The following is a 19,315-nucleotide window of genomic DNA, read 5'->3' on the forward strand; positions in this document are numbered from 1 at the left end:
TCAGTCTCGCAAGGAGGGCAACATGCTTTTGTTTGCAGATACCGGGGATCAATCGCTATCCCTTTCCCACCATCGAACCACGCGCCAGCCTGGCGCCACGCAGTCCTGCGCCGAGCCCGTCGGCGCGCCATCGGCGATACCGCCGATCATCATCAACCCCTTTAATTACCACGCGCCGCTGCCAGCCATCGACCCGCGCTGGGTGCCGCCCGGTCCGCCGCTGACCTGGCCCAACCGGCCTGCCATGTCCATGTGTTGATCGCCGCCGTGGCGGCAGGCTGGGCCGTGCTGTGTGACGTTCCGTCGCCATTGCGGCAAGGCGGCACGGGAGGGCGTTTTCGACTATCATGCTAGCCCCGACCCTCCATCACGAGCACCGCCATGAGTACCGATTTTCCCGACTTTTCCGACGAAGCAGCCGAGCAAGACAATGACGCCCCGATCCAGGAGCCGCGCCTGTGGGTAGGCAATGGCTGGACGGCGCGTGTGATCAAGAACGAGGAAGATGAAGGTTGGGCCGTGGCCATGATCAAGGATGGCGAACCGGAGCCGGCGCTGGTGGGCCCGTGGACCATGGGCCGCGACAAGAAAAACCCGAAGCCGCTCGACGTCAACGCGTTTAATACGCTGGTCAAGACAGCTTCGGAAGTGCTGCGCCGTCACGAGCAGCAGCTGCATGCACAATTGCACAAGAACCTGTTTGTCGCCACCGACGAGGGTCAAATCAAGGTGATGTTCGACATCGTGCCTGATGAAGACCACCCGTACGCGGAACTGAGCGCCTACGACGCGGACGGCGAACAGATCGCCAAGGTACGCACCTCGGCGGCCTTCAAGTTCAATGCCACTGCAGCAGCGAACTGGATCGAAGGCGGCTACCGCCGCCCATAATCGGACGCCACCACCGGCGCCAACAATGTGTCGGATTACGCATGCCCTTCGGCCACGCTAATCCGACCTACTTCTTCCTCCTCCACCTCCTCTTCCTTGCGGTACGCCAGCCGGTACAACAGCGGCAGCACCAGCAGGGTCAAGGCTGTCGAAGACAGGATGCCACCGATCACCACGGTGGCCAGCGGGCGCTGCACTTCGGCGCCCGTGCCCGTGGCAATGGCCATCGGCACGAAGCCCAGCGATGCCACCAGCGCCGTCATCAGCACGGGCCGCAGGCGGGTAATGGCGCCTGCACGTATCGCTTCCTGCAGCGGCATGCCCTGTTCGCGCAGCTGGCGGATGTAGGCGATCATCACCAGACCATTGAGTACGGCTACGCCGGACAGGGCGATGAAGCCCACTGCTGCCGAGATCGACATGGGAATGTCGCGCAGCCACAGGGCGACGATGCCGCCCGTCAAGGCGAACGGGATGCCGCTGAACACCAGTAGCCCATCCTTCACGTTGCCGAACATGGCGAACAGCAGCACGAAGACGAGCGCCAGCGCCACGGGCACCACCAGTTCCAGGCGTTTCGTGGCCGACTGCAATTGCTCGAACTGGCCGCCCCAGCTGGTCCAGTAGCCGGGAGGGATGGCCACCTGCGATTGCAGCTGCTGCGTGGCGTCGGCCACGAAGGAACCGATATCGCGTCCGCGCACGTTGGCGCTGACGACGATGCGGCGCTTGCCGTCTTCGCGGCTGATCTGGTTCGGCCCCGGCGCCACTTGCAGGCTGGCGACTTCACCGAGCGGGATGAAGCGCGCGCGGCCTTCCGCCGCCGCCCCCACAGGCAGGGCGATGGGCAGGCGCTTCAATTGCTCCAGGTCGCTGCGCAGACTGTCGGGCAGGCGCACGACGATGTCGAAGCGGCGGTCGCCCTGGAACAGAGTGCCTGCCTCTTGCCCTCCGATGGCCGTGGCTATTGCCGATTGCACGTCAGCAATGTTGAGGCCGTAGCGGGCCGTCTGCTCGCGGTCTATCTGCACCGTCAGCATGGGCAAGCCCGTCGTTTGTTCCACTTTCACTTCGGTGGCACCCGGAATCTTGCCCAGTACGCCCGCGATCTTCGCCGCCGTGCTGTCGAGCACGGCCATATCGTCGCCGAACAGTTTCACGGCCACGTCGCTGCGCACGCCGGAAATGAGTTCATTGAAGCGCAGCTGGATCGGTTGCGAAAACTCATAGTTATTGCCCGGCAAGCTCGTGGCCGTCGCTTCGATTTCCGCCAGCAGTTGCTCGCGCGATTTTGTCGGCTGCGGCCATGCGTCGCGGGGCTTGAGCATGATGTAGCCGTCGGAAATGTTCGGCGGCATGGGGTCCGACGCGATCTCGGCCGTTCCCGTGCGGGCGAACACGCGCGCGATTTCCTTGTGGTTTGCCATCAGCTTGCTTTCCAGTTGCTGCTGCATGGCCAGCGATTGCGTCAAGCTGGTGCCGGGGATGCGCAAGGCCTGGATGGCGATGTCGCCCTCGTTCAGGCTGGGCACGAATTCGCTGCCCATGCGCGTGGCCAGCAAGCCTGACAGCAGTACGGCCACCGCCGCGCCCGTCAGCACCACGGGCGTATTGCGCATCACCTTGCCCAGCAGCGGCGCATACCAGCGCTTGGCGGCGCGCATGATGGCGTTTTCCTTCTCCGCCACCTTGTCGCCAATAAACAGCGCCACGGCGGCAGGGATGAAGGTGATCGACAGCAGCATGGCGCCCAGCAGGGCGATCACCACCGTCAGGGCCATCGGCGTAAACATGCGGCCTTCCACGCCCGTCAGCGCGAAGATGGGCAGGTACACGACCATGATGATCAGCTGGCCATACAGCAAGGGCCGGCGCGCTTCTTGCGATGCCGCAAACACTTCATGAAAACGCTCCTGCAAGGTCAGCGGCCGTCCCAGTTTTTGCTGCGCATGGGCCAGGCGGCGCACGCAGTTTTCCACGATCACCACGGCGCCATCGATGATGATGCCGAAGTCCAGCGCCCCCAAACTCATCAGGTTGGCGCTCACATGGTATTGCACCATGCCCGTAAACGTGAACAGCATGGCCAGCGGAATCACCATGGCCGTGATGAGGGCCGCGCGGATATTGCCGAGGAACAGGAACAGGATGGCGATCACCAGCACGGCGCCTTCCAGCAGGTTTTTCTTTACCGTATTGATGGCCTTGTCGACGAGGACCGTGCGGTCATACACGGTGACGGCGTGCACGCCTTTCGGCAGGCTGCGGTTGATTTCCACCATCTTCTTGTCGACGGCTTGCGAGACGGCGCGGCTGTTTTGCCCGATCAGCATGAACACCGTGCCCAGCACCACTTCGCGGCCGTTTTCCGTGGCCGCGCCCGTGCGCAGCTCGCGCCCCAGCACCACATCGGCCACGTCGCGGATGCGGATGGCCACGCCCTGCACATTGGCGACGACGATGTTGCCGATGTCGCTTTTTGAGGCCACCTGACCCGGCGCGCGTATCAGCAGCTGCTCGCCCTGTCTTTCGATATAGCCGGCGCCCACGTTGCTGTTGTTGCGCTCGAGCGCAGTCACCACGTCTTGCAGGCTGATGCCGTAGGCGGCCAGTTTTTCCGGGTAGGGCGCTACCTGGTATTGCTTGGCGTAGCCGCCGATGGCATTGATCTCCGTGACGCCCGTGACGTTGCGCAATTGCGGTTTGATGATCCAGTCCTGGATTTCGCGCAAGTCCGTGGGCGTGTACGGCGTGCCATCGGGCTTCTTCGCGCCGTCTTGCGTCTCCACCGTCCACAGGTAGATTTCGCCGAGGCCCGTGGAGACGGGCCCCATCTTTGGCGTGATGCCAGCGGGCAAACTTTCCTTGGCTTCCTGCAAGCGCTCGTTGATCATCTGGCGCGCAAAATAGATGTCCGTGCCATCCTTGAAGATCACGGTCACCTGCGACAGGCCATAGCGCGACAGCGAGCGCGTCTGCTCCAGGTTCGGCAAGCCGGCCATGGCCGTCTCGATGGGGAAGGTGACCCTCTGCTCGGTTTCCAGCGGCGAATAGCCCGCGGACTGGGTATTGATTTGCACCTGCACATTGGTGATATCGGGCACGGCGTCGATGGGCAGCTTCTGGTAGCTGTAGATGCCCAGGCCGGCCATGGCGGCTACAGCCAGCATCACCAGCCAGCGCTGGTCGATGGCGAAGCGGATCAAGCGTTCAAACATGATGGTTTCCTTAGCTTTGACGTGATCAATGTTCGTGGCCGGCGGAATCTTTGCCCAGCTCGGACTTCAGCACAAAGCTGCCTTGCGCCGCGTACGGCGTGCCGGCGGCCAGGCCCTGCTTGATGTGCGTCAACTTGCCATCGCTACGCCCCAGCACCACGGGCGTGGCCTGGTAACCCTCCTTGACTTGCACGAAGACGACGGGCTTGTCTTCCACCGTCTGGATGGCCGTGCTGTGTACGGTGACGGGCGCGTCGGCTTCGCCGGACACCACTTCCACCGTGACGAACAGGCCCGGGCGCCAGGCCATGTCGGGGTTTTGCAAGCTGATACGTGCCTTGGCCGTGCGCGTCTGCTCGCCCAGCAGAGCGCCCACGTAGGTGATCGTGCCTTGCGCGCTGGCATCAAAAGCGCTGGCTTTCACTTCCGCCTTGCCCCCCATGCGCACGGTGGCCAGGTCTTTCGCTGGCACGGCGATTTCCGCCCACACGGTCGAGAGGTCGGAAATGACGAAGATGTTCGCGTCTTCCTTGACGGCCTCGCCCAGGGTGATGTGTTTTTCCAGCACCATGCCGTCGAACGGCGCGCGGATGTCGTAGCGGTTCAGCGGCCCTTTGCCGGAAGCACCGGCGCCCAGCGCGCTGAGCTTTTGCTGCGCATTATGAACGGCGATTTCCGCCTCGCGCCACGTTTGCTGCGCCTGCAGATAATCTTGCTCCGCCGAAATTTTCTCGCGCCACAGTTTTTCTTCGCGTTCATACGTGGAGCGGGCCAGGGATAAACGCCGCTGCGCCGACAGCAATGCGCTGCGCTGTTCCGACAGTTCCGTGCTGGCGATGACGGCCAGGATCTGCCCCTTTTTCACCAGCTGGCCCAAGTCAGCCTGTACGGCTTCCACCACGCCTGCCAGGCGCGGCACGACGTGGGCCGTGCGGTCTTCATTGAAACGGATTTCGCCGGGCAGGGCGATTGTCGTCTTGATGCGCCCTGGCGCGGCCGTGGCGATGACGACGCCGGCCGCGCGGCTTTGCGCAGCCGTCAATTCCAGCCTGCCTTCCACTTCCTCGTGGCCATGTTCGTCTTTCTTTTCCGCATGTGCTTCCGCCTTGACGGCAGGCGGCGGCGTCTTGGATGTGCCCGTGCCGAGGATGAGAATGGCCAGGACGATGCCGGCGGCCGCGATGGAAGCGATGGCAATCGCCTGCTTTTTGTTCAGTGTGATATCCATGGATGGTGTTCCTTACAGGGAGGCGGGGGCGCCCAGCAGGCGCTCGATCTCGGCAGCGGCGTGCTGCGCTTCGGTCAGCGCGCGCAGGTATTGGTTTTTGGCTTGCAGCAAGGTGCGCTGGGCATCGAGCACGTCGAGGAAGGCGAACTTGCCGAACTCAAAGCCCTTGCTGGCCGCGTCGTAGGCGCTTTGTGCGCCAGGCAAGATGTCCTGGCGCAAGCTTTCCACGTCGAGCCGGGCCGTGGCCAGACGTTCGCTGGCGGCGGCCACGTCGGTCTGCACGGCGATGCGGGCGGCGGCCAGCTCGTCGCTGGCCTTGTCGCTGCGGCGCAGGGCGTCGAGCCTGTTGCCGGCATTGCGGTCGAACAGGGGCAGCGGCAAGGCCAGGCCGATGATGGCCTGGTTGCGGCCCAGCTCTTCCGAGCGCTTCATGCCGATGCTGACCGTGACGTCGGGCGTGGCGCGCCGCTGTTCCACGTCCAGCATGGCTTGCCGCTGGGCCAGCGCGCTGTGCGCCTGGCGCACGGCCGGGGCCTGGTCCAGGCGTGCCGCCAGTTCGCTGGCGGATGGCAGCTCCGGCAAGGTTTCCAGGCGTCCTTCCGCGACGCTGAAGCGCGGCGTGGCATTGCCCCACAGGGCGGCCAGGCGCTTGCGGGCGCTGGCCAGGGTACTGCGGGCCAGGTTCAGCTCCAGCCGCACGCTCGCTTCGGCAACCTTGGCACGCGTTTCTTCGACAGGGGACGCCTTGCCGGCCGTGACCCGGCGCGCCGTGATGTCGCTGGCGCGCGCGGCCAGCGTCTGCGCGCTGTCGGCCAGGCGCAAGCCTTCCTGGGCGGCCAGCACGTCGACAAAGGCGGTGGTGACGGCGGCGCGCGTGTCGGCTTGCTGCAGGAACAGGCCCGCTTGCGCCAGGTCTTCGCCGCGCTGGGCGACGACCGTGCGGGCACCGCGCTTGCCGCCCAGTTCTATGAGCTGGTTGAGCTGCACGGTGGTGCTGCGCGTGGCGCGCCGCGTGTCTTCCAGCACGGTTTGCAGTTCCGGATTGGGCAGGGAGCGCGCCTGTTGCAGGGCGCCCCCTTGCGCCGCCAGTTCATGGCGGGCGGCCGACAGGGTGGCGTTGCCGCCTTCGGCGAGCAGCAGCGCGGCGGGCAAGGTCAGGGGTCCGGCGGGCTCCGCAGGTGTTTGCGCATGGGCAAGATTGCCGGCCAGCAGGCCGGCGGAGAGCAATAACAGATGAATGGATCGGTACATCGAATTCTCCAAAAGCATGGAAAAGAATTCGACGGGACGCGCAGGCTGGCGCCCAGGTCAATCAGGCGCGTGTATTGCGATCAGTGGAATGAAATGTCCCGTCGGCCTAAATGGCCGACGACCAGTCAGGGCGCTTGGGAGCGTCCGGGATGTGAGACGCGTAAAAGAAGGGGGAAGTGTCCGCGTTGACGGAGGCCATGTCGCCGACCGGCAGGCTGGAGCCGGCCGGTAGCCACGCATGGCCGATGCCATGGCAGACGTTGCAATCGCTGTGCGGCTGGCCTTTTTTCTGCTGGTCAGCTTTGTCAGCCACGGGTTTTTTGTCCGCATCGGCCTTGTGCTGGTGGCTGTGGTGGCCCAGGTGCTGCGCCGCCTTGCCTTCCTCGTGCAGGCAATACGCGCTCGCCGCAGCCCAGGACATCTGGAGCGGAAGCACGAACAGCAGCAAAATGAGGAAGAATCGTCGCATGGTGACGGCTATTGTACAGAAAGGCGGGCGGCCGTGCCCATGTTAGCGCGGCTGGGCACGCCACGCCTTCAAATGTGCGGCGATGGCCTTGCCCTGGAACATTTGCGGCTCGGAATGCTCTTCCGCCTCCATGCCGCCTTCGCGGAAGTCGGCCGCCTCGCGCGCCTGCACCAGCACCCTGGCCTGGTCGAACGCTTCCGTGAAGCTGGCGCTCTTCGGCAAGGCTTCCTTGAAATACGCTTCGCTGAAATACGTGAAATCGTTCTGGTCGTCACAGCCGAACGAGGTGCGGTCGCTGCGCGCGGCCGTGATGACCAGCGTCTGTTCATCCTTCAATGCATCGATGAAACCTCCTGCATAGCAGGCCGAGATCACGATGACTTTCCAGCGGATGCCGCTATGCTTGAGCATGGTGGCCAGCTCTTGCGCGGGCAGGCTGTGCAAGTCCATGCCGTTTTGCGCCAGCGCCAGTTCGTGCTCGGGCGAGCCGTGGCTGGTGAGGAACAGGAACAGGATGTCGTTCTGCTTGTCCATCTTTGTGCCCAGCGCATCGAGGCTGGCGGCTATGCTGGTACGCGTGGCCATCGGCTGCTGCGCCACCGTGTTGCGGCTATTGACCAGCATCAGGGAGCGCCCCACGGTGCCGAAATCGCGGTCGAACTGGCGCTGGACGAAGGCCGTTTCGCGGTGAAACACTTCCTGCGCGCCATCGCCCGCCACGCCCAGCAGGTACAGATTGATTTTTTTCGCCGCATCGCGCGGTGCGATGCGCGCCAGGGCGCCGTCGAGCAGGGTACGTTGGTTGTACAAGGCCAGTTCGATATTGTCGCGCGTGAGCTTATCTGCGGCCGGGTCGTCCAGCTGGCCTTCCGTCCAGTTGCCGCTGTCTTCGCGCCGGCCGTCCGCCTGCGCCACGGCGTAGCGCAGCACGCCCTTGCCGTCGAACTGGCCATTCTTGAAGCCGCCCCGGTATTCGTCGCCCTCGGCCGTGCGCAGCACGCCTGCACCCTCGAATTTCCAGTCTTTCAGTTCGCCTTCGTAGTGGATGCCGTCGCTGGTGCTGACCTTGGCCTTGCCCTGCAGCTGGCCCTGGACGAATTCGCCTTCGAAGACGGTGCCGTCCGTGTCGGTCAGCTTGCCGGCGCCGTGCGGGCGCCAGTGTTTGAAATGGCCTTCGAAGGTGGCGCCATCGGCGCCCTGGAAGCGGCCTTGTCCTTCGAAGCTGCCCTTGACGAAGTCGCCCGCATAGATCTCGCCCTTGGGCGAGGTGTAGCGGCCGATGCCATCGAAGGCACCCTGGCGGAAGGCGCCCGTGTATTCGACGCCGGACGCCTGGCGCAGCGTGCCCTGGCCGGAAAACACGCCGCGCGCGAAGCCCCCTTCGTAAAACGCACCGCTCGCGTACTCGAGCCGGCCCTGTCCGTGCATCTTGCCCGCGACGAGGGGGCCAAAATAGCGTCCGCCATCGGCCGTTTCCGCTGCCGGCGCCTTGGCTGGCGCGGCGCACAGCGGCGGCATGCCCAGCGCGGCAAAGGCCAGCAGGCCAGCGAGGGTATAGGGGCGAAGCGAGGCGCGTAGCGTGGCAGTCATGAGGACGGTCTGGTCTGTAGGAAGGGGCCTAGTCTGCCACTGTATCGCCAGCGTGGCAAATGCCGGCGTTGCGTGTGTTGCTCTGCCTTAAGGCAAGATTGTGCGTTTTATGCCGTGCCAAGGCTGGGCTGAACTGATAATATTAATTTTCAGAACATTATATGTACACAAGGCACACAGTTACCCATGGAAAGCCGTCTTAGCCGCCTGGAAGCCGTCCAGACCGTGTTGCTGGAAATCGGGCAGCGCTCGAGCACCTGCAGCGATATCAGCGAATTCCTGCAGGCGGTGCATGCGGCGCTGGGGCGCATCATGTATGCGGCCAATTTTTATGTGGCCCTGAGCGACCGTGACGACGGCCTGGTGCGCTTTCCCTATTTTGTCGATGAATTCGATGCGGCGCCCGACCCGGACATCGGCGTGCGCCTGGCCAGCGCCGCGCAATCGCCCACGGCGTGGGTCATCGTCAACCGCAAGCAACTGGTGATGACGGCCGACGACGACGCCATGCGCGCCATCGGTGGCGGCGCCTGGGGCGGCGGCACGGCGGCCGAGCACTGGATCGGCTGTCCGCTGCTGGACCAGCAGCACCAGGTACTGGGTGCCATCGTCATCCAGAGCTATGACGCGCAGCACCGCTTCAGCCTGGAAGACCAGGCCCTGTTCGCGCTGATCGCCACGCACGTGTCGAGCGCCCTGCAAGGCATGCAAAGCATGGACCGGCTGGAAAAGGCGGTGCAGGAGCGCACGGCCCTGCTGGCGCACGAGGTGGCCGAGCGGCGCCGCGCGGAAAACCTGCAGCATGCGCTATATGAAATCGCCAACCTGTCGGCGCAGGCGTCCGATGCGACGACCCTGTATGCGCGGCTGCACGCCATCATCAGCGAGCTGGTGACGGCGAAGAACTTCCTCATCGCCCTGTACCATCCGGACAACAAGGACATCACGATCCCGTATTTTGTCGATGAAAAGGATGCGCAGGCGCCCGTGAAGCGCTTTCATTACGGCATCGGCATGAGTTCGTACGTGCTGGCGCGCCGCCAGGCCTGCCTGCTCGATGCGGATAGCTATGCGGCGCTGGTGGACAGTGGCGAGATGGACGAGCCGCTGGGCAATGTGGGCATCGCCAGCTGGATGGGTGCGCCCATGCTGCTGGGCGAGCGGAAATATGGCGTGATCATCGTGCAAAGCTACGATACTTCCGTCGTGTATGGGCAGGCGGAACTGGACGTGCTGGCCTTCATGGCCAGCCATGTGGCCGTGGCGATGGCCCGCATCCAGGCCGACAGCGCCATGCGCCAGGCCAAGGAAGCGCTGGAAGAGCAGAACGCGGCCCTGAACAGCGCCCTGAGCGCCTTGCAGGAGGCGCAGTCGGAACTGGTACGCCAGGAAAAGCTCGCCTCGCTGGGCCGCCTGGTGGCGGGCGTGGCGCATGAAATCAATACGCCGCTGGGCATTTGCGTCACGGCCACCAGTCACCTGGTGCAGGAATTGAAGCTGACGCGCGAAGACCTGGACGGCGGCCAGCTCGATGAAGACGGTTTGCGGCAGTTTTTCGACATCATCGACCAGACCCTGCGCATCATGACGACGAATACGCAGCGTGCCGCGGCGCTGGTGCGCAGCTTCAAGCAGGTGGCCGTGGACCAGTCGTCGGACGAGTTGCGCAGCTTTAATTTGCGCAAATATCTCGATGAAATCCTGCTCTCTCTGCAGCCCAAGCTGAAGGGCAAGCCGATCAAGGTAGACATCGATTGCGCGCCCGAGGTGCAGCTGCGCAGCTATCCTGGCGCCGTCTCGCAGATCGTCACGAATATGGTGGTCAATTCACTGGTGCACGGCTTTGTCGAAGGCGAGCCGGGCAAGATCAGGATCAGCGTGCGGACAGCCGGCGAGATGCTGGAACTCGACTACAGCGATGACGGCATGGGCATGGATAACGCCACCCTGGGCCAGCTGTTTGATCCCTTCTTCACGACGAAGCGGGGCTCGGGCGGCAGCGGCCTCGGTGCGCACATCCTGTACAACCTGGTGACGGGGCCGCTGGGCGGCACGGTGAAGGTGGTCAGCGCGCCGGGCATGGGGCTGCATTACAAAATCCGTTTCCCGCTGGAGCCACGTAGCTCGGATTAGCGGCAAGGCCGCGTAATCCGACGCCGGCGGCGGTTTCAATGATGTGTCCTTGAAAACCTAAAACGGCGGGCCGGAGACGCGGGCCTGAGAAAATGCCGATGGCGGCGTTGCAGCTCCTTGCCGTACATGCGTACTGTCTGCGTCGCTGTGCCTTGCCCTCGACATTTTTCAGGCCCGCTTGGCCCGGAACGCCCGTATTGGGGGCTAGTGCTTAAGCGTGTTTTGCCGGCGTGCGTATCGCTCTGGGGCACTTGGCTTTTTGATGAACCGCGTAATCCGACCTACTAATCAGGGAAACGCTGGTTCAAGGCAAGGGCCTCATCCAGATTCGCAATCAGCAACTCCACATACTGCGGGTCGAGGTGGCTGCCGCTCACTTCGCGCAGGTAGCTGACCACGCGCTCCAGGGGCCAGGCGTCCTTGTAGCAGCGCTTGTGCATGAGGGCGTCGAAGACATCGGCGACGGCGGCGATGCGCGCGTATTTGTGGATGTTTTCGCCGACCAGGCCTTGCGGATAGCCGCTGCCGTCGTACTTTTCATGGTGCTGGTGGGCGATCACGGCCGCTGCTTTGAGCAGCGGGCGCTGCGAGCCGTCGAGGATGGACATGCCCACCGTCGGATGCTGCTTCATGATTTCCCATTCGGCCGCGTCGAGCTTGCCCGGTTTGAGCAGCACGGCGTCAGGCGTGGAAATCTTGCCGATATCATGCATGGGCGCCGCGTGGCGCAGCACCATGGTTTCCTCTTCCGACATGCCGGACGCCTGCGCCAGCAGCTGGCACACTTCGGCCATGCGGCGCACGTGGTTGCCGCCTTCGTGCGAGCGTGATTCGACCACGTCGCCCAGGCGCAGGATCAGTTCGGCCTGGGTATCGGTGATTTCCTGCGTCAGCAGGATGTTGTCGAAGGCGATCGCCACGCCGGAGCAGAATACTTCCAGCAATTGCGCATCGAGGTCGGAAATCTCTTCCACGCCTTTGAGTACCAGCAAGGATGCCTTGCCGCTGCTGTTCGGAAAATAGCCGACATAGGTGTCGCCGTGCAGGCGCGAGATTTTATTGCTCTTGGCATGGTCCAGCTGCGACAGCAGGGACGGGCTGAGGATGCCGCCATCGGCTTCATGGTCGCCGATCTGCGCAAGGATTTCATAATCCTGTTCGCCCGTGATGGCGCTGGCGCCGCGCAGGCGCAGCAGCATGCTCGTTTCCAGGCGCAGCAGGGCGACGACTTGCTGCAGCAGGCCGCTGGCGAAGTCGCGCAGGTTGCGCTGCTTGAAGATATGCGCCGACGCCGCGATGACTCTTTCCAGGCCTTCGCGATAGTGCAGCTGGGCCAGGCGCGCCTCTTCCACCTTCATGATGTCGCGGTAGGCGCGCAGGGCGGCAAAGGTGGTGGTGAACAGCTTGGTGCGGTCCAGTTCCGTCTTTTCCTTATAGTCGTTGATGTCGTAATTGACGATCACCCGTTCTTCCGGCGCCTGTCCCGGCTGTCCCGTGCGCAGCACGATGCGCGTAAACTGGTTGCCCAGGTCTTCGCGCATCCAGCGCGCCACCTCCAGGCCGCTGTCTTCGCGTTCCATCACCACGTCGAGGAAGACTAGCGCGATGCCTTCTTCGCGCGCCAGCACCTGCTTGGCTTCGGCGCCGCTATACGCATGCACGAAGCTCAGGGCGCGGCCCTCGAGGCGGAAACGGCTCAGTGTCAGTTTGGTGATGTCGTGGATGTCGGGTTCATCATCGACGAGCAAGACTTTCCAGGGGAGTAACTTGGGTGAGGCTGAAGACAAAAATGACATAAGGGCGAGTTCCGCTAAAAGGCATAACTGACGCAATGCTGAGACGCCCGCGCCAGGCTAGCCTGTGCGCCACGACTGGCGTTGCGCGTTTTTTGGGCGCATTTTATCGATTGTAGACTGACGGCCAAGTATTAACAATAAGCAAGAAAAATTGACCAACAACATGCAACACAGCTGCTAAAAAAACACTTTAAATGCCTGCTGCTGACACTATCTATACTTTATCGCTTAGGCAACTATATTTTCAAGACAATACTTTGTTTTAATTAATATTGCCAATGAATCTGCAAAAAAATACGCCGTTCCGCCTTTCTCACGGAAAATCAAAAAAGTAACAAGGTATGAATTTCGCGTCAGAATGGGGTGGAGCGCGCTATATTGAATAGGCATAAGAAGTGGCCCCATGCCACTCACTTTTCCTGAAAGGGTACATCATGCAAAAGCAAACGACGCGCGCCCTGATCGCCGGCCTGGCCTTGCTCGCCAGCAGTGCGGCCTGGGCAGGAACCGAGGTGCATTTCAGCAAACCGGATCAATTCACGGATGTCCCGTTCAATCCGCACGAACGGGAAGAGGCGTTAAAGGAACTGAGTCGGCATTTCGCGAAGCTGGGCGCATCGCTGCCACCCGGGCAGACCTTGAAAATCGACGTCACGGACGTGGATCTGGCGGGACGTGAAGATCCCGCGCTGCGTGCCGGCCAGGATATCCGCGTCATGAATGGCCGGGTCGACTGGCCGCGCATGCGCCTGCACTATGTGCTGGAACAGGATGGCAAGGTCATTCGCAGTGGCGATGCAGCCTTGTCCGACATGTCGTACCTGACCCGCATCAATCATTACTTCAGCAATGAAAAGCTGCGCTATGAGAAGCTGATGATCGATGACTGGTATGGTGACACCTTCGGCATCAAGGTGAAGCGCCAGGCGCGCAAGTAAGCGAGCATGCATCGCTATGTCAGCGCAGGTACGCCCCTTCGATGCGTGCCAGCTGGCCGTTCTGCCGCATGGCAAGCAGGGCCGCATTCATCTTGTTGATGAAGTCGGCCTTGTAGGCGGGCGTATTGCGCGCGCTGTAGGCAATGTAGGTGGCTTCGGATGACAGTTCCAGCACTTCGTGCAATTGAAAGGCGTATCTGTCCAGTTCGCCTTGCAGCTGGCGCGCCGTGTGGCGTGCCGCGCCGCGGTCGCTGGCGTAGCAATCGATGCGCCGCAGTGCCAGTTTCTTCAGATTGGCTTCATTGCCCTTGGCCGCTTCCAGGTGCAGCAATCCCTGGCGGGCCGGCGCCATCAATTTTTCCGACAGCAAAAAACCCGTGTTGACGCCTATGGTCAGGCCGGCGAAATCGGCAGGAAAATGCGTGCGCGGCGTGCGCATCACGGCATCATGGCAAAACAACACCACCGATTCGCGGTACAACATGGTCGAATACGGTTGCACGTACGGCCGTTCCGTCTTGTACCCGGGCGGGAACAGACCGAATACCTGGCCTTTTTCCAGCGCATCGAGACCCCGTTTCCAGGGACGCGGCTGCAGTTCCAGCCGGTAGTCGGGCATCGTGCTGGCTGCCAGGCGCAGGATATCGATGTACATGCCCTTGAAGACGCCGTTTTCCACATAGCTGTACGGGGCATAGTCGTCGTCGCCGTACAAAATGACGGTTTGCGGCGCGGCCAGGGCGGTCGTCGGCCACAGGCCCGGCAAGGCCAGGGCCAGGCATAGTCTTGCCGTTATCGCTGCTTGCATGCCGCTCCAGTGTTAATGTCTTCCTGGCAAGCATACAGCATGGCGGCAAGGCGACCCGCTTAATCCAGCCCTTAATCGATCCAGTTCACCTGCGGGAACTTGCTACCGAACTCTTCCGGCATCGGCACGACCTGGCTGCGCTTGTAGTTGAAAAACACAAAGCCGGACTTTGCCATCGCGATCAGGGTGTTGTCGCGAGGACGCGTGATGCGGAAGGTGATGTCGCCCCCATATTTATTAAAATCCATGACGCCCACTTCGAACAGCAGCTGGTCGCGCGCATGGGCTTCGGCACGGTAGGTAGTGGCCAGGTCGGTGACGATGATGCCGGTGCCGTCCGCTTCGATGTCGCGCACGCCGAACTCGAACAGGAAGCGGGCGCGGGCCTCGGAAATCATGGAAATCATGGAATCGTTGCCGAGATGGTTGCCGGCATTGATGTCCGTGGTGCGTACCGTCAGTTGCGAGGAATAGCAGTACTGGTCTTCGGGAAATTCAAGTTTCAAACGGGCCATGGTGTTCTCTTGGGCTGATGCGCAGGGCGCGGCGTAAAAAAACCATTTTAGCCGGTTCCCCGCGCCCCGTCGAAAAACGCCTTCAGCCGCGTGCGGTCCGTTTCACTGGCGCACGCTCATTTGCGTACGCTTATTTACGGACGATCTGGTAGACCTTGCCCGTGCCGCTCAGCATGTACAGCTCGTTTTGCGCATCCTGGCCAAACGACAGGATATTGCCCACGTTAGTGATGCCCCAATCTGTCACGGCGGAAGCCGTGCCATTGCCGTAGCTGAAGCTTTTTAGCCAGCCGCTGCAGTAGTCCGAATACAGGTACTGCCCCGCCAGTTCCGGCAGGGCCGAGCCCCGGTACACATAGCCGCCCGTGACCGAGCAACCGCCGGCAGCATCGTGGCTGTATTCGATGGCGGGCAGGACCAGAGCCGCCTGCGTGCAACTGCTGCTGTTGTAGCAGTGCGCGCCTTCCATGATGTTCCAGCCGTAATTGTTGCCCGCCTGGCCCATGGGGCGCACATCGACCTCCTCCCAATTGGCCTGGCCCACGTCGGCGATGTACAGCAGCTGGGCCGGCATGTCGAAGGCGTAGCGCCACGGGTTGCGCAAGCCATACGCCCAGATTTCACCGCGTGCGCCGGGCATGCCGGCAAACGGATTGCCAGGTGGAATGGCGTACGGCTGGGCCACCGTGCTGGCGTTGACGTCCAGGCGCAGCAGTTTTCCCAGCAGGACGTTCGTATTTTGCGCATTGCCGGACGGATCGCCCGCGCTGCCGCCGTCACCCGTGCCCGCATACAGGTAGCCATCCGGGCCAAAGCTGAGCAAGCCGCCATAGTGGTTGCTGAATGTGGGGTGGGGAATGGTGAGGATGGTCAGGGCGGCCAGGGGATCGGCCACGTTGGCGTTGCCCGCGGACACTTGTCGGCGCTCGATGACGATATCGCCGGCCAGGTTGGTGTAGTACAGGAAGAAATAGCCGTTGCTGGCATATTGCGGATGGAAGGCCATGGATAACAAGCCCCGTTCGCCGCTGGTGCTGGTCAGGCTGCTGATGTCGAGGAAGGGCGTGGCCAGCAGGCCGCCGTTCTGTACTACGCGGATGCGGCCGGGGCGTTCGAGAATGAAGAGGCGGCTGTCGCCGGGCGGCGCCGTCAGGAAGATGGGCGCGCTCAAGCCGCTGGCCACTTCTTGCAGGGCCAGGGCCAGCGGTGCCGTGGCTGCATAGGTGACGCCGGCGCTGACCGTGGCGTCCGCATTGATTTGCACCTGCTGCGTGACGGGCGTGGGGGCCAGCGTTACCGTGCCTTGCGCAACGCTGGCGGCGCTGAGCATGTAGGCGCCGGGCGCCAGCTTGGTGAGCGTGGTGCTCGCCGTCAGCAGCTTGCTGTAGGACGCGGGCCCCGTGACCGTGACGGCGCCCGCCACGCCGGCCGGCAAGCCGCCGATGGTGACTGCCAGGCTGCCGGTGGTGGCGCCGGGTGTGGGGTGGTCTTGGCCGCCGCCACAGGCGGCCAGCAGGGCCAGGCAGCATGCCAGCAGCAGCGCTGGCCAGGTGATAGGCAGTCGGAATAGCGAGTTGCGCATGTCAGTCTCCTGCGGGAACGATGAAATGGCGAGTCAGTGAGATGCATCAAGGGAATGCTGTTACGTCAAGAATGCACGTTTTTGTGCCCGCAAGATTGAGCTTGCGCAAGCGTACGCCTGTCATACACCGCGCTTCCGTGCGCTGCTGCACGGTACGGCGGCATCGGACAAATGCGCCGCGTTTTCAGACAAGCACGGGGCCAGCTGCCCCATCGCGTCCGCCGGCGCCCGATAATGGCGAATCTGAAACCGAGCAGGAAGAATCCCCATGAAAACCAAAGCCGCGATTGCCTGGAAGGCGGGTGCCCCGCTGACCATTGAAGAAGTCGACCTGGCCGGCCCGCGCGCCGGCGAAGTGCTGGTCGAGCTGAAAGCCACTGGCATTTGCCATACCGATTACTACACCCTGTCGGGCGCCGACCCGGAAGGTATCTTCCCGGCCATCCTGGGCCACGAAGGCGCCGGCGTCGTCGTCGACGTGGGTCCGGGCGTGACGACCCTGAAAAAGGATGACCACGTTATCCCCCTGTACACGCCGGAATGTCGCCAGTGCAAGTTCTGCCTGTCGCAAAAGACGAATTTGTGCCAGGCCATCCGCTCCACGCAGGGCCGCGGCCTGATGCCCGATGCCACCAGCCGCTTTTCGCTGAATGGCCAGCCGCTGTTCCACTACATGGGCACCTCGACCTTTTCCAATTACATCGTCGTGCCGGAAATCGCTCTCGCCAAGATCCGCGAAGATGCGCCGTTCGACAAGGTCTGCTACATCGGCTGCGGCGTGACGACGGGCGTGGGCGCGGTATTGTTCTCGGCCAAGGTGGAAGCGGGCGCGAATGTGGCCGTATTTGGCCTGGGCGGCATCGGCCTGAACGTGATCCAGGCGGCGAAAATGGTCGGCGCCGATAAAATCATCGGCATCGATATCAACCCGGCGCGCCAGGCCATCGCGCGCAAGTTTGGCATGACGCATTTCATCAATCCTAACGAGGTGGAAAACGTCGTCGATGCCATCGTGCAATTGACCGATGGCGGTGCCGATTATTCATTTGAATGCGTCGGCAACACGACGCTGATGCGCCAGGCGCTCGAGTGCACGCACAAGGGCTGGGGCAAGTCCTTCATCATCGGCGTGGCGGCAGCGGGCCAGGAAATTTCCACGCGGCCATTCCAGCTGGTGACGGGGCGTGAATGGCGCGGTTCGGCCTTCGGCGGCGCACGGGGCCGCACGGACGTGCCGAAGATCGTCGACTGGTACATGGAAGGCAAGCTCAATATTGACGACCTGATCACGCACCGCTTGCCGCTCGAACGCATCAATGAGGGTTTCGACCTGATGAAGAGCGGAGAATCGATCCGTTCCGTGGTGCTGTATTAATCTTCTTGTATTAATCTTCCTGTATTGATCGCATCGTAATGTACTCAATGCGCAACACTTGACGGACGGGGCAGGGCGGCAGGCTGTACTTCGCTGCCTGCGCCTGCTAGTGTGAAGGCATCCGCCTTGCTTTGGGAGCCGTTCATGTTTGCCACTGCCTACCTCGCCACGTTGCGCCGCATGCTGCCCATCTTCCTCGGCGCGGCCCTATCCTCCCTGCTGGCCTTGTGGTGGAGCAATGCCGCCATCCTCGCCTCGCCCGCCATCTGGCTGGCGCTGCTGGCCACCTATCTGCTGTGCGCGCTGATGTTTACGCCGCTGGCCTGGCACCGCCAGCAGTTGGCCACGCGCCACGTGCGTACCAAGAAGTCGCGCTGATTCTCGCTGCGCCTAACGCGCCGTGCTGGAAAAGCGTTCGCGGTAGTCGCGTGGCGTGATGGCGAGTTTCTTTTGAAACAGGCGGCGCAGCCTTTCCTCGCTGTGCAAGCCTGCCTGCACTGCCACCTGTTTTAAGGAGGACACATTGTCTTCCAGCAAGCGGCGCGCCACTTCAAAGCGGGCCGTTTCGATGAATTCCGTGGGGCTGCTACCCGTTTCGCGCTGGAACACGCGCGTAAAATTGCGCTCGCTCATGGCCAGCCTGGCCGCCAGCAGCGGTATGCCGAGTTCTTCGTCCAGGTGTTCCATGATCCAGCCCTGCAACTGGCGGATGGTTGGGTGCGTGGTCATCTGGCTCGACAGGTGCACGGAAAACTGCGACTGGCCGCCGGGCCGTTTCAGGTACACCACCAGGTCGCGCGCCACTTCCAGCGCGATATCGCGGCCGAAATCGTCTTCCACCAGGGCCAGGGCCAGGTCGATACCTGCCGTCACGCCGGCCGACGTCCAGAATTTCCCCTCTCGCACGAAAATCGCATCGGCATTGACCTGTATCAAGGGATAGCGCTGACGCAGGCTGTCCACGGCGCTCCAGTGCGTGGCGGCGCTCTTGCCGTCGAGCACGCCCGCTTCGGCCAGGAAGAAGCAGCCCGTGCACAGGGCCGCCAGGGTCGTGATGCGCGGCGCCGCCTCGGCCACCCAGGCGGCGAGGGCGGGGAGGTCCTGCAAGACTTGCTCGACATGGTGGCAGCCGACGATGACGGCCAGGTCGGGAAGGCGGCTGGCATCGAGCGCCTTGCTGGCGTGCAGCGACATCAGGGTGTCGGACTCGACGGGGCCGATGGCCGTCGACGCGATGCGCACGTCGTAGCCACCGGGCAGATTGCGCAGGCGCAAATGGGTGTTGGCGTAGTCAAACACTTTCATGGCGCCGATGGCTTCGAGCGCCTTGAAGCCTGGATAGACGATGATGTCGACGGTGCGCAGGGGGAATTCTTTGGGGCTTTGCTTGATCATGCGAAGTACGTGTGGGTGGAAAACACTGCCATAATGCAACACCTGCGATGGTACAGCTTAGCATGAGATAGTTAATGTGCCGCCCGCCACCTCCCATTTATCCGATTTCTGAACATCGTGCGCATA

General features: G+C 62.6%; 16 protein-coding genes. 6 read left to right on the top strand and 10 right to left on the bottom strand.

Annotation, left to right across the window (positions count from 1 at the left end; translation table 11 throughout):
• Positions 1-22: 22 nt before the first annotated feature.
• Positions 23-259, top strand: coding sequence for a hypothetical protein (locus ACQ4WZ_RS24055; RefSeq protein WP_101483697.1), 237 nt, complete (start codon positions 23-25; stop codon positions 257-259).
• A 122-nt stretch (positions 260-381) separates the two neighbouring features.
• Positions 382-891, top strand: a complete 510-nt coding sequence (locus ACQ4WZ_RS24060; RefSeq protein WP_071079648.1) for a hypothetical protein — start codon at positions 382-384, stop codon at positions 889-891.
• A 35-nt stretch (positions 892-926) separates the two neighbouring features.
• Here ACQ4WZ_RS24060 and ACQ4WZ_RS24065 read toward each other — a convergent pair whose 3' ends face one another.
• The 5 genes from ACQ4WZ_RS24065 to ACQ4WZ_RS24085 all read right to left on the bottom strand — a co-directional run bounded on the left by ACQ4WZ_RS24065 (position 927) and on the right by ACQ4WZ_RS24085 (position 8,647).
• The gene (locus ACQ4WZ_RS24065) at positions 927-4,109 is read right to left on the bottom strand and encodes an efflux RND transporter permease subunit (protein ID WP_436574679.1); all 3,183 of its coding nucleotides are present in this window, start codon (positions 4,107-4,109) and stop codon (positions 927-929) included.
• Between the two features lie 25 nt (positions 4,110-4,134).
• On the bottom strand, positions 4,135-5,337 hold the full coding sequence (locus tag ACQ4WZ_RS24070) for an efflux RND transporter periplasmic adaptor subunit (RefSeq protein ID WP_436574680.1): 1,203 nt from the start codon (positions 5,335-5,337) through the stop codon (positions 4,135-4,137).
• 12 nt (positions 5,338-5,349) lie between these two features.
• The gene (locus tag ACQ4WZ_RS24075; protein ID WP_436574681.1) at positions 5,350-6,588 is read right to left on the bottom strand and encodes a TolC family protein; all 1,239 of its coding nucleotides are present in this window, start codon (positions 6,586-6,588) and stop codon (positions 5,350-5,352) included.
• Between the two features lie 106 nt (positions 6,589-6,694).
• Positions 6,695-7,057 (bottom strand): cation efflux protein, CzcI family, encoded by a 363-nt coding sequence (gene czcI, locus ACQ4WZ_RS24080; protein ID WP_101483701.1) that lies wholly within the window; start codon positions 7,055-7,057, stop codon positions 6,695-6,697.
• A 42-nt stretch (positions 7,058-7,099) separates the two neighbouring features.
• Positions 7,100-8,647, bottom strand: a complete 1,548-nt coding sequence (locus ACQ4WZ_RS24085; protein WP_436574682.1) for a C13 family peptidase — start codon at positions 8,645-8,647, stop codon at positions 7,100-7,102.
• 186 nt (positions 8,648-8,833) lie between these two features.
• Here ACQ4WZ_RS24085 and ACQ4WZ_RS24090 point away from each other — a divergent pair, with 186 nt between their 5' ends.
• Positions 8,834-10,780, top strand: coding sequence for a GAF domain-containing sensor histidine kinase (locus ACQ4WZ_RS24090; protein ID WP_436574683.1), 1,947 nt, complete (start codon positions 8,834-8,836; stop codon positions 10,778-10,780).
• Positions 10,781-11,064: 284 nt separating this feature from the next.
• Here ACQ4WZ_RS24090 and ACQ4WZ_RS24095 read toward each other — a convergent pair whose 3' ends face one another.
• Complete coding sequence (locus ACQ4WZ_RS24095; RefSeq protein WP_101483704.1) at positions 11,065-12,576, bottom strand: response regulator; 1,512 nt, start codon at positions 12,574-12,576, stop codon at positions 11,065-11,067.
• A 434-nt stretch (positions 12,577-13,010) separates the two neighbouring features.
• On the opposite strand from ACQ4WZ_RS24095, the gene ACQ4WZ_RS24100 reads away from it, so the two are divergent.
• Positions 13,011-13,514 carry a DUF3016 domain-containing protein gene (locus ACQ4WZ_RS24100; RefSeq protein WP_101483705.1) on the top strand — a complete coding sequence of 168 codons (504 nt, stop codon included), beginning with the start codon at positions 13,011-13,013 and terminating at the stop codon, positions 13,512-13,514.
• A 19-nt stretch (positions 13,515-13,533) separates the two neighbouring features.
• On the opposite strand, the gene ACQ4WZ_RS24105 is transcribed toward ACQ4WZ_RS24100, so the two are convergent.
• The 3 genes from ACQ4WZ_RS24105 to ACQ4WZ_RS24115 form a co-directional block, all read right to left on the bottom strand.
• Complete coding sequence (locus tag ACQ4WZ_RS24105; protein ID WP_133988746.1) at positions 13,534-14,322, bottom strand: substrate-binding periplasmic protein; 789 nt, start codon at positions 14,320-14,322, stop codon at positions 13,534-13,536.
• A 71-nt stretch (positions 14,323-14,393) separates the two neighbouring features.
• Positions 14,394-14,837: a thioesterase family protein gene (locus ACQ4WZ_RS24110; RefSeq protein WP_071079638.1), complete on the bottom strand. Its 444-nt coding sequence runs from the start codon at positions 14,835-14,837 to the stop codon at positions 14,394-14,396.
• A gap of 130 nt (positions 14,838-14,967) precedes the next feature.
• Complete coding sequence (locus ACQ4WZ_RS24115; RefSeq protein WP_436574684.1) at positions 14,968-16,419, bottom strand: PQQ-dependent sugar dehydrogenase; 1,452 nt, start codon at positions 16,417-16,419, stop codon at positions 14,968-14,970.
• A gap of 268 nt (positions 16,420-16,687) precedes the next feature.
• Here ACQ4WZ_RS24115 and ACQ4WZ_RS24120 point away from each other — a divergent pair, with 268 nt between their 5' ends.
• Together ACQ4WZ_RS24120 and ACQ4WZ_RS24125 are read left to right on the top strand one after the other, a co-directional pair.
• Positions 16,688-17,794 (top strand): S-(hydroxymethyl)glutathione dehydrogenase/class III alcohol dehydrogenase, encoded by a 1,107-nt coding sequence (locus tag ACQ4WZ_RS24120; protein WP_035824324.1) that lies wholly within the window; start codon positions 16,688-16,690, stop codon positions 17,792-17,794.
• A gap of 144 nt (positions 17,795-17,938) precedes the next feature.
• Complete coding sequence (locus ACQ4WZ_RS24125; protein ID WP_101483709.1) at positions 17,939-18,172, top strand: hypothetical protein; 234 nt, start codon at positions 17,939-17,941, stop codon at positions 18,170-18,172.
• Positions 18,173-18,184: 12 nt separating this feature from the next.
• Here the strand turns inward: ACQ4WZ_RS24125 and ACQ4WZ_RS24130 are convergent, their stop codons facing one another.
• Positions 18,185-19,189 (bottom strand): GlxA family transcriptional regulator, encoded by a 1,005-nt coding sequence (locus tag ACQ4WZ_RS24130; RefSeq protein ID WP_133988742.1) that lies wholly within the window; start codon positions 19,187-19,189, stop codon positions 18,185-18,187.
• Between the last annotated feature and the right edge of the window lie 126 nt (positions 19,190-19,315).

This window comes from Janthinobacterium darwini (assembly GCF_051380905.1).
Taxonomy (GTDB): domain Bacteria; phylum Pseudomonadota; class Gammaproteobacteria; order Burkholderiales; family Burkholderiaceae_D; genus Janthinobacterium.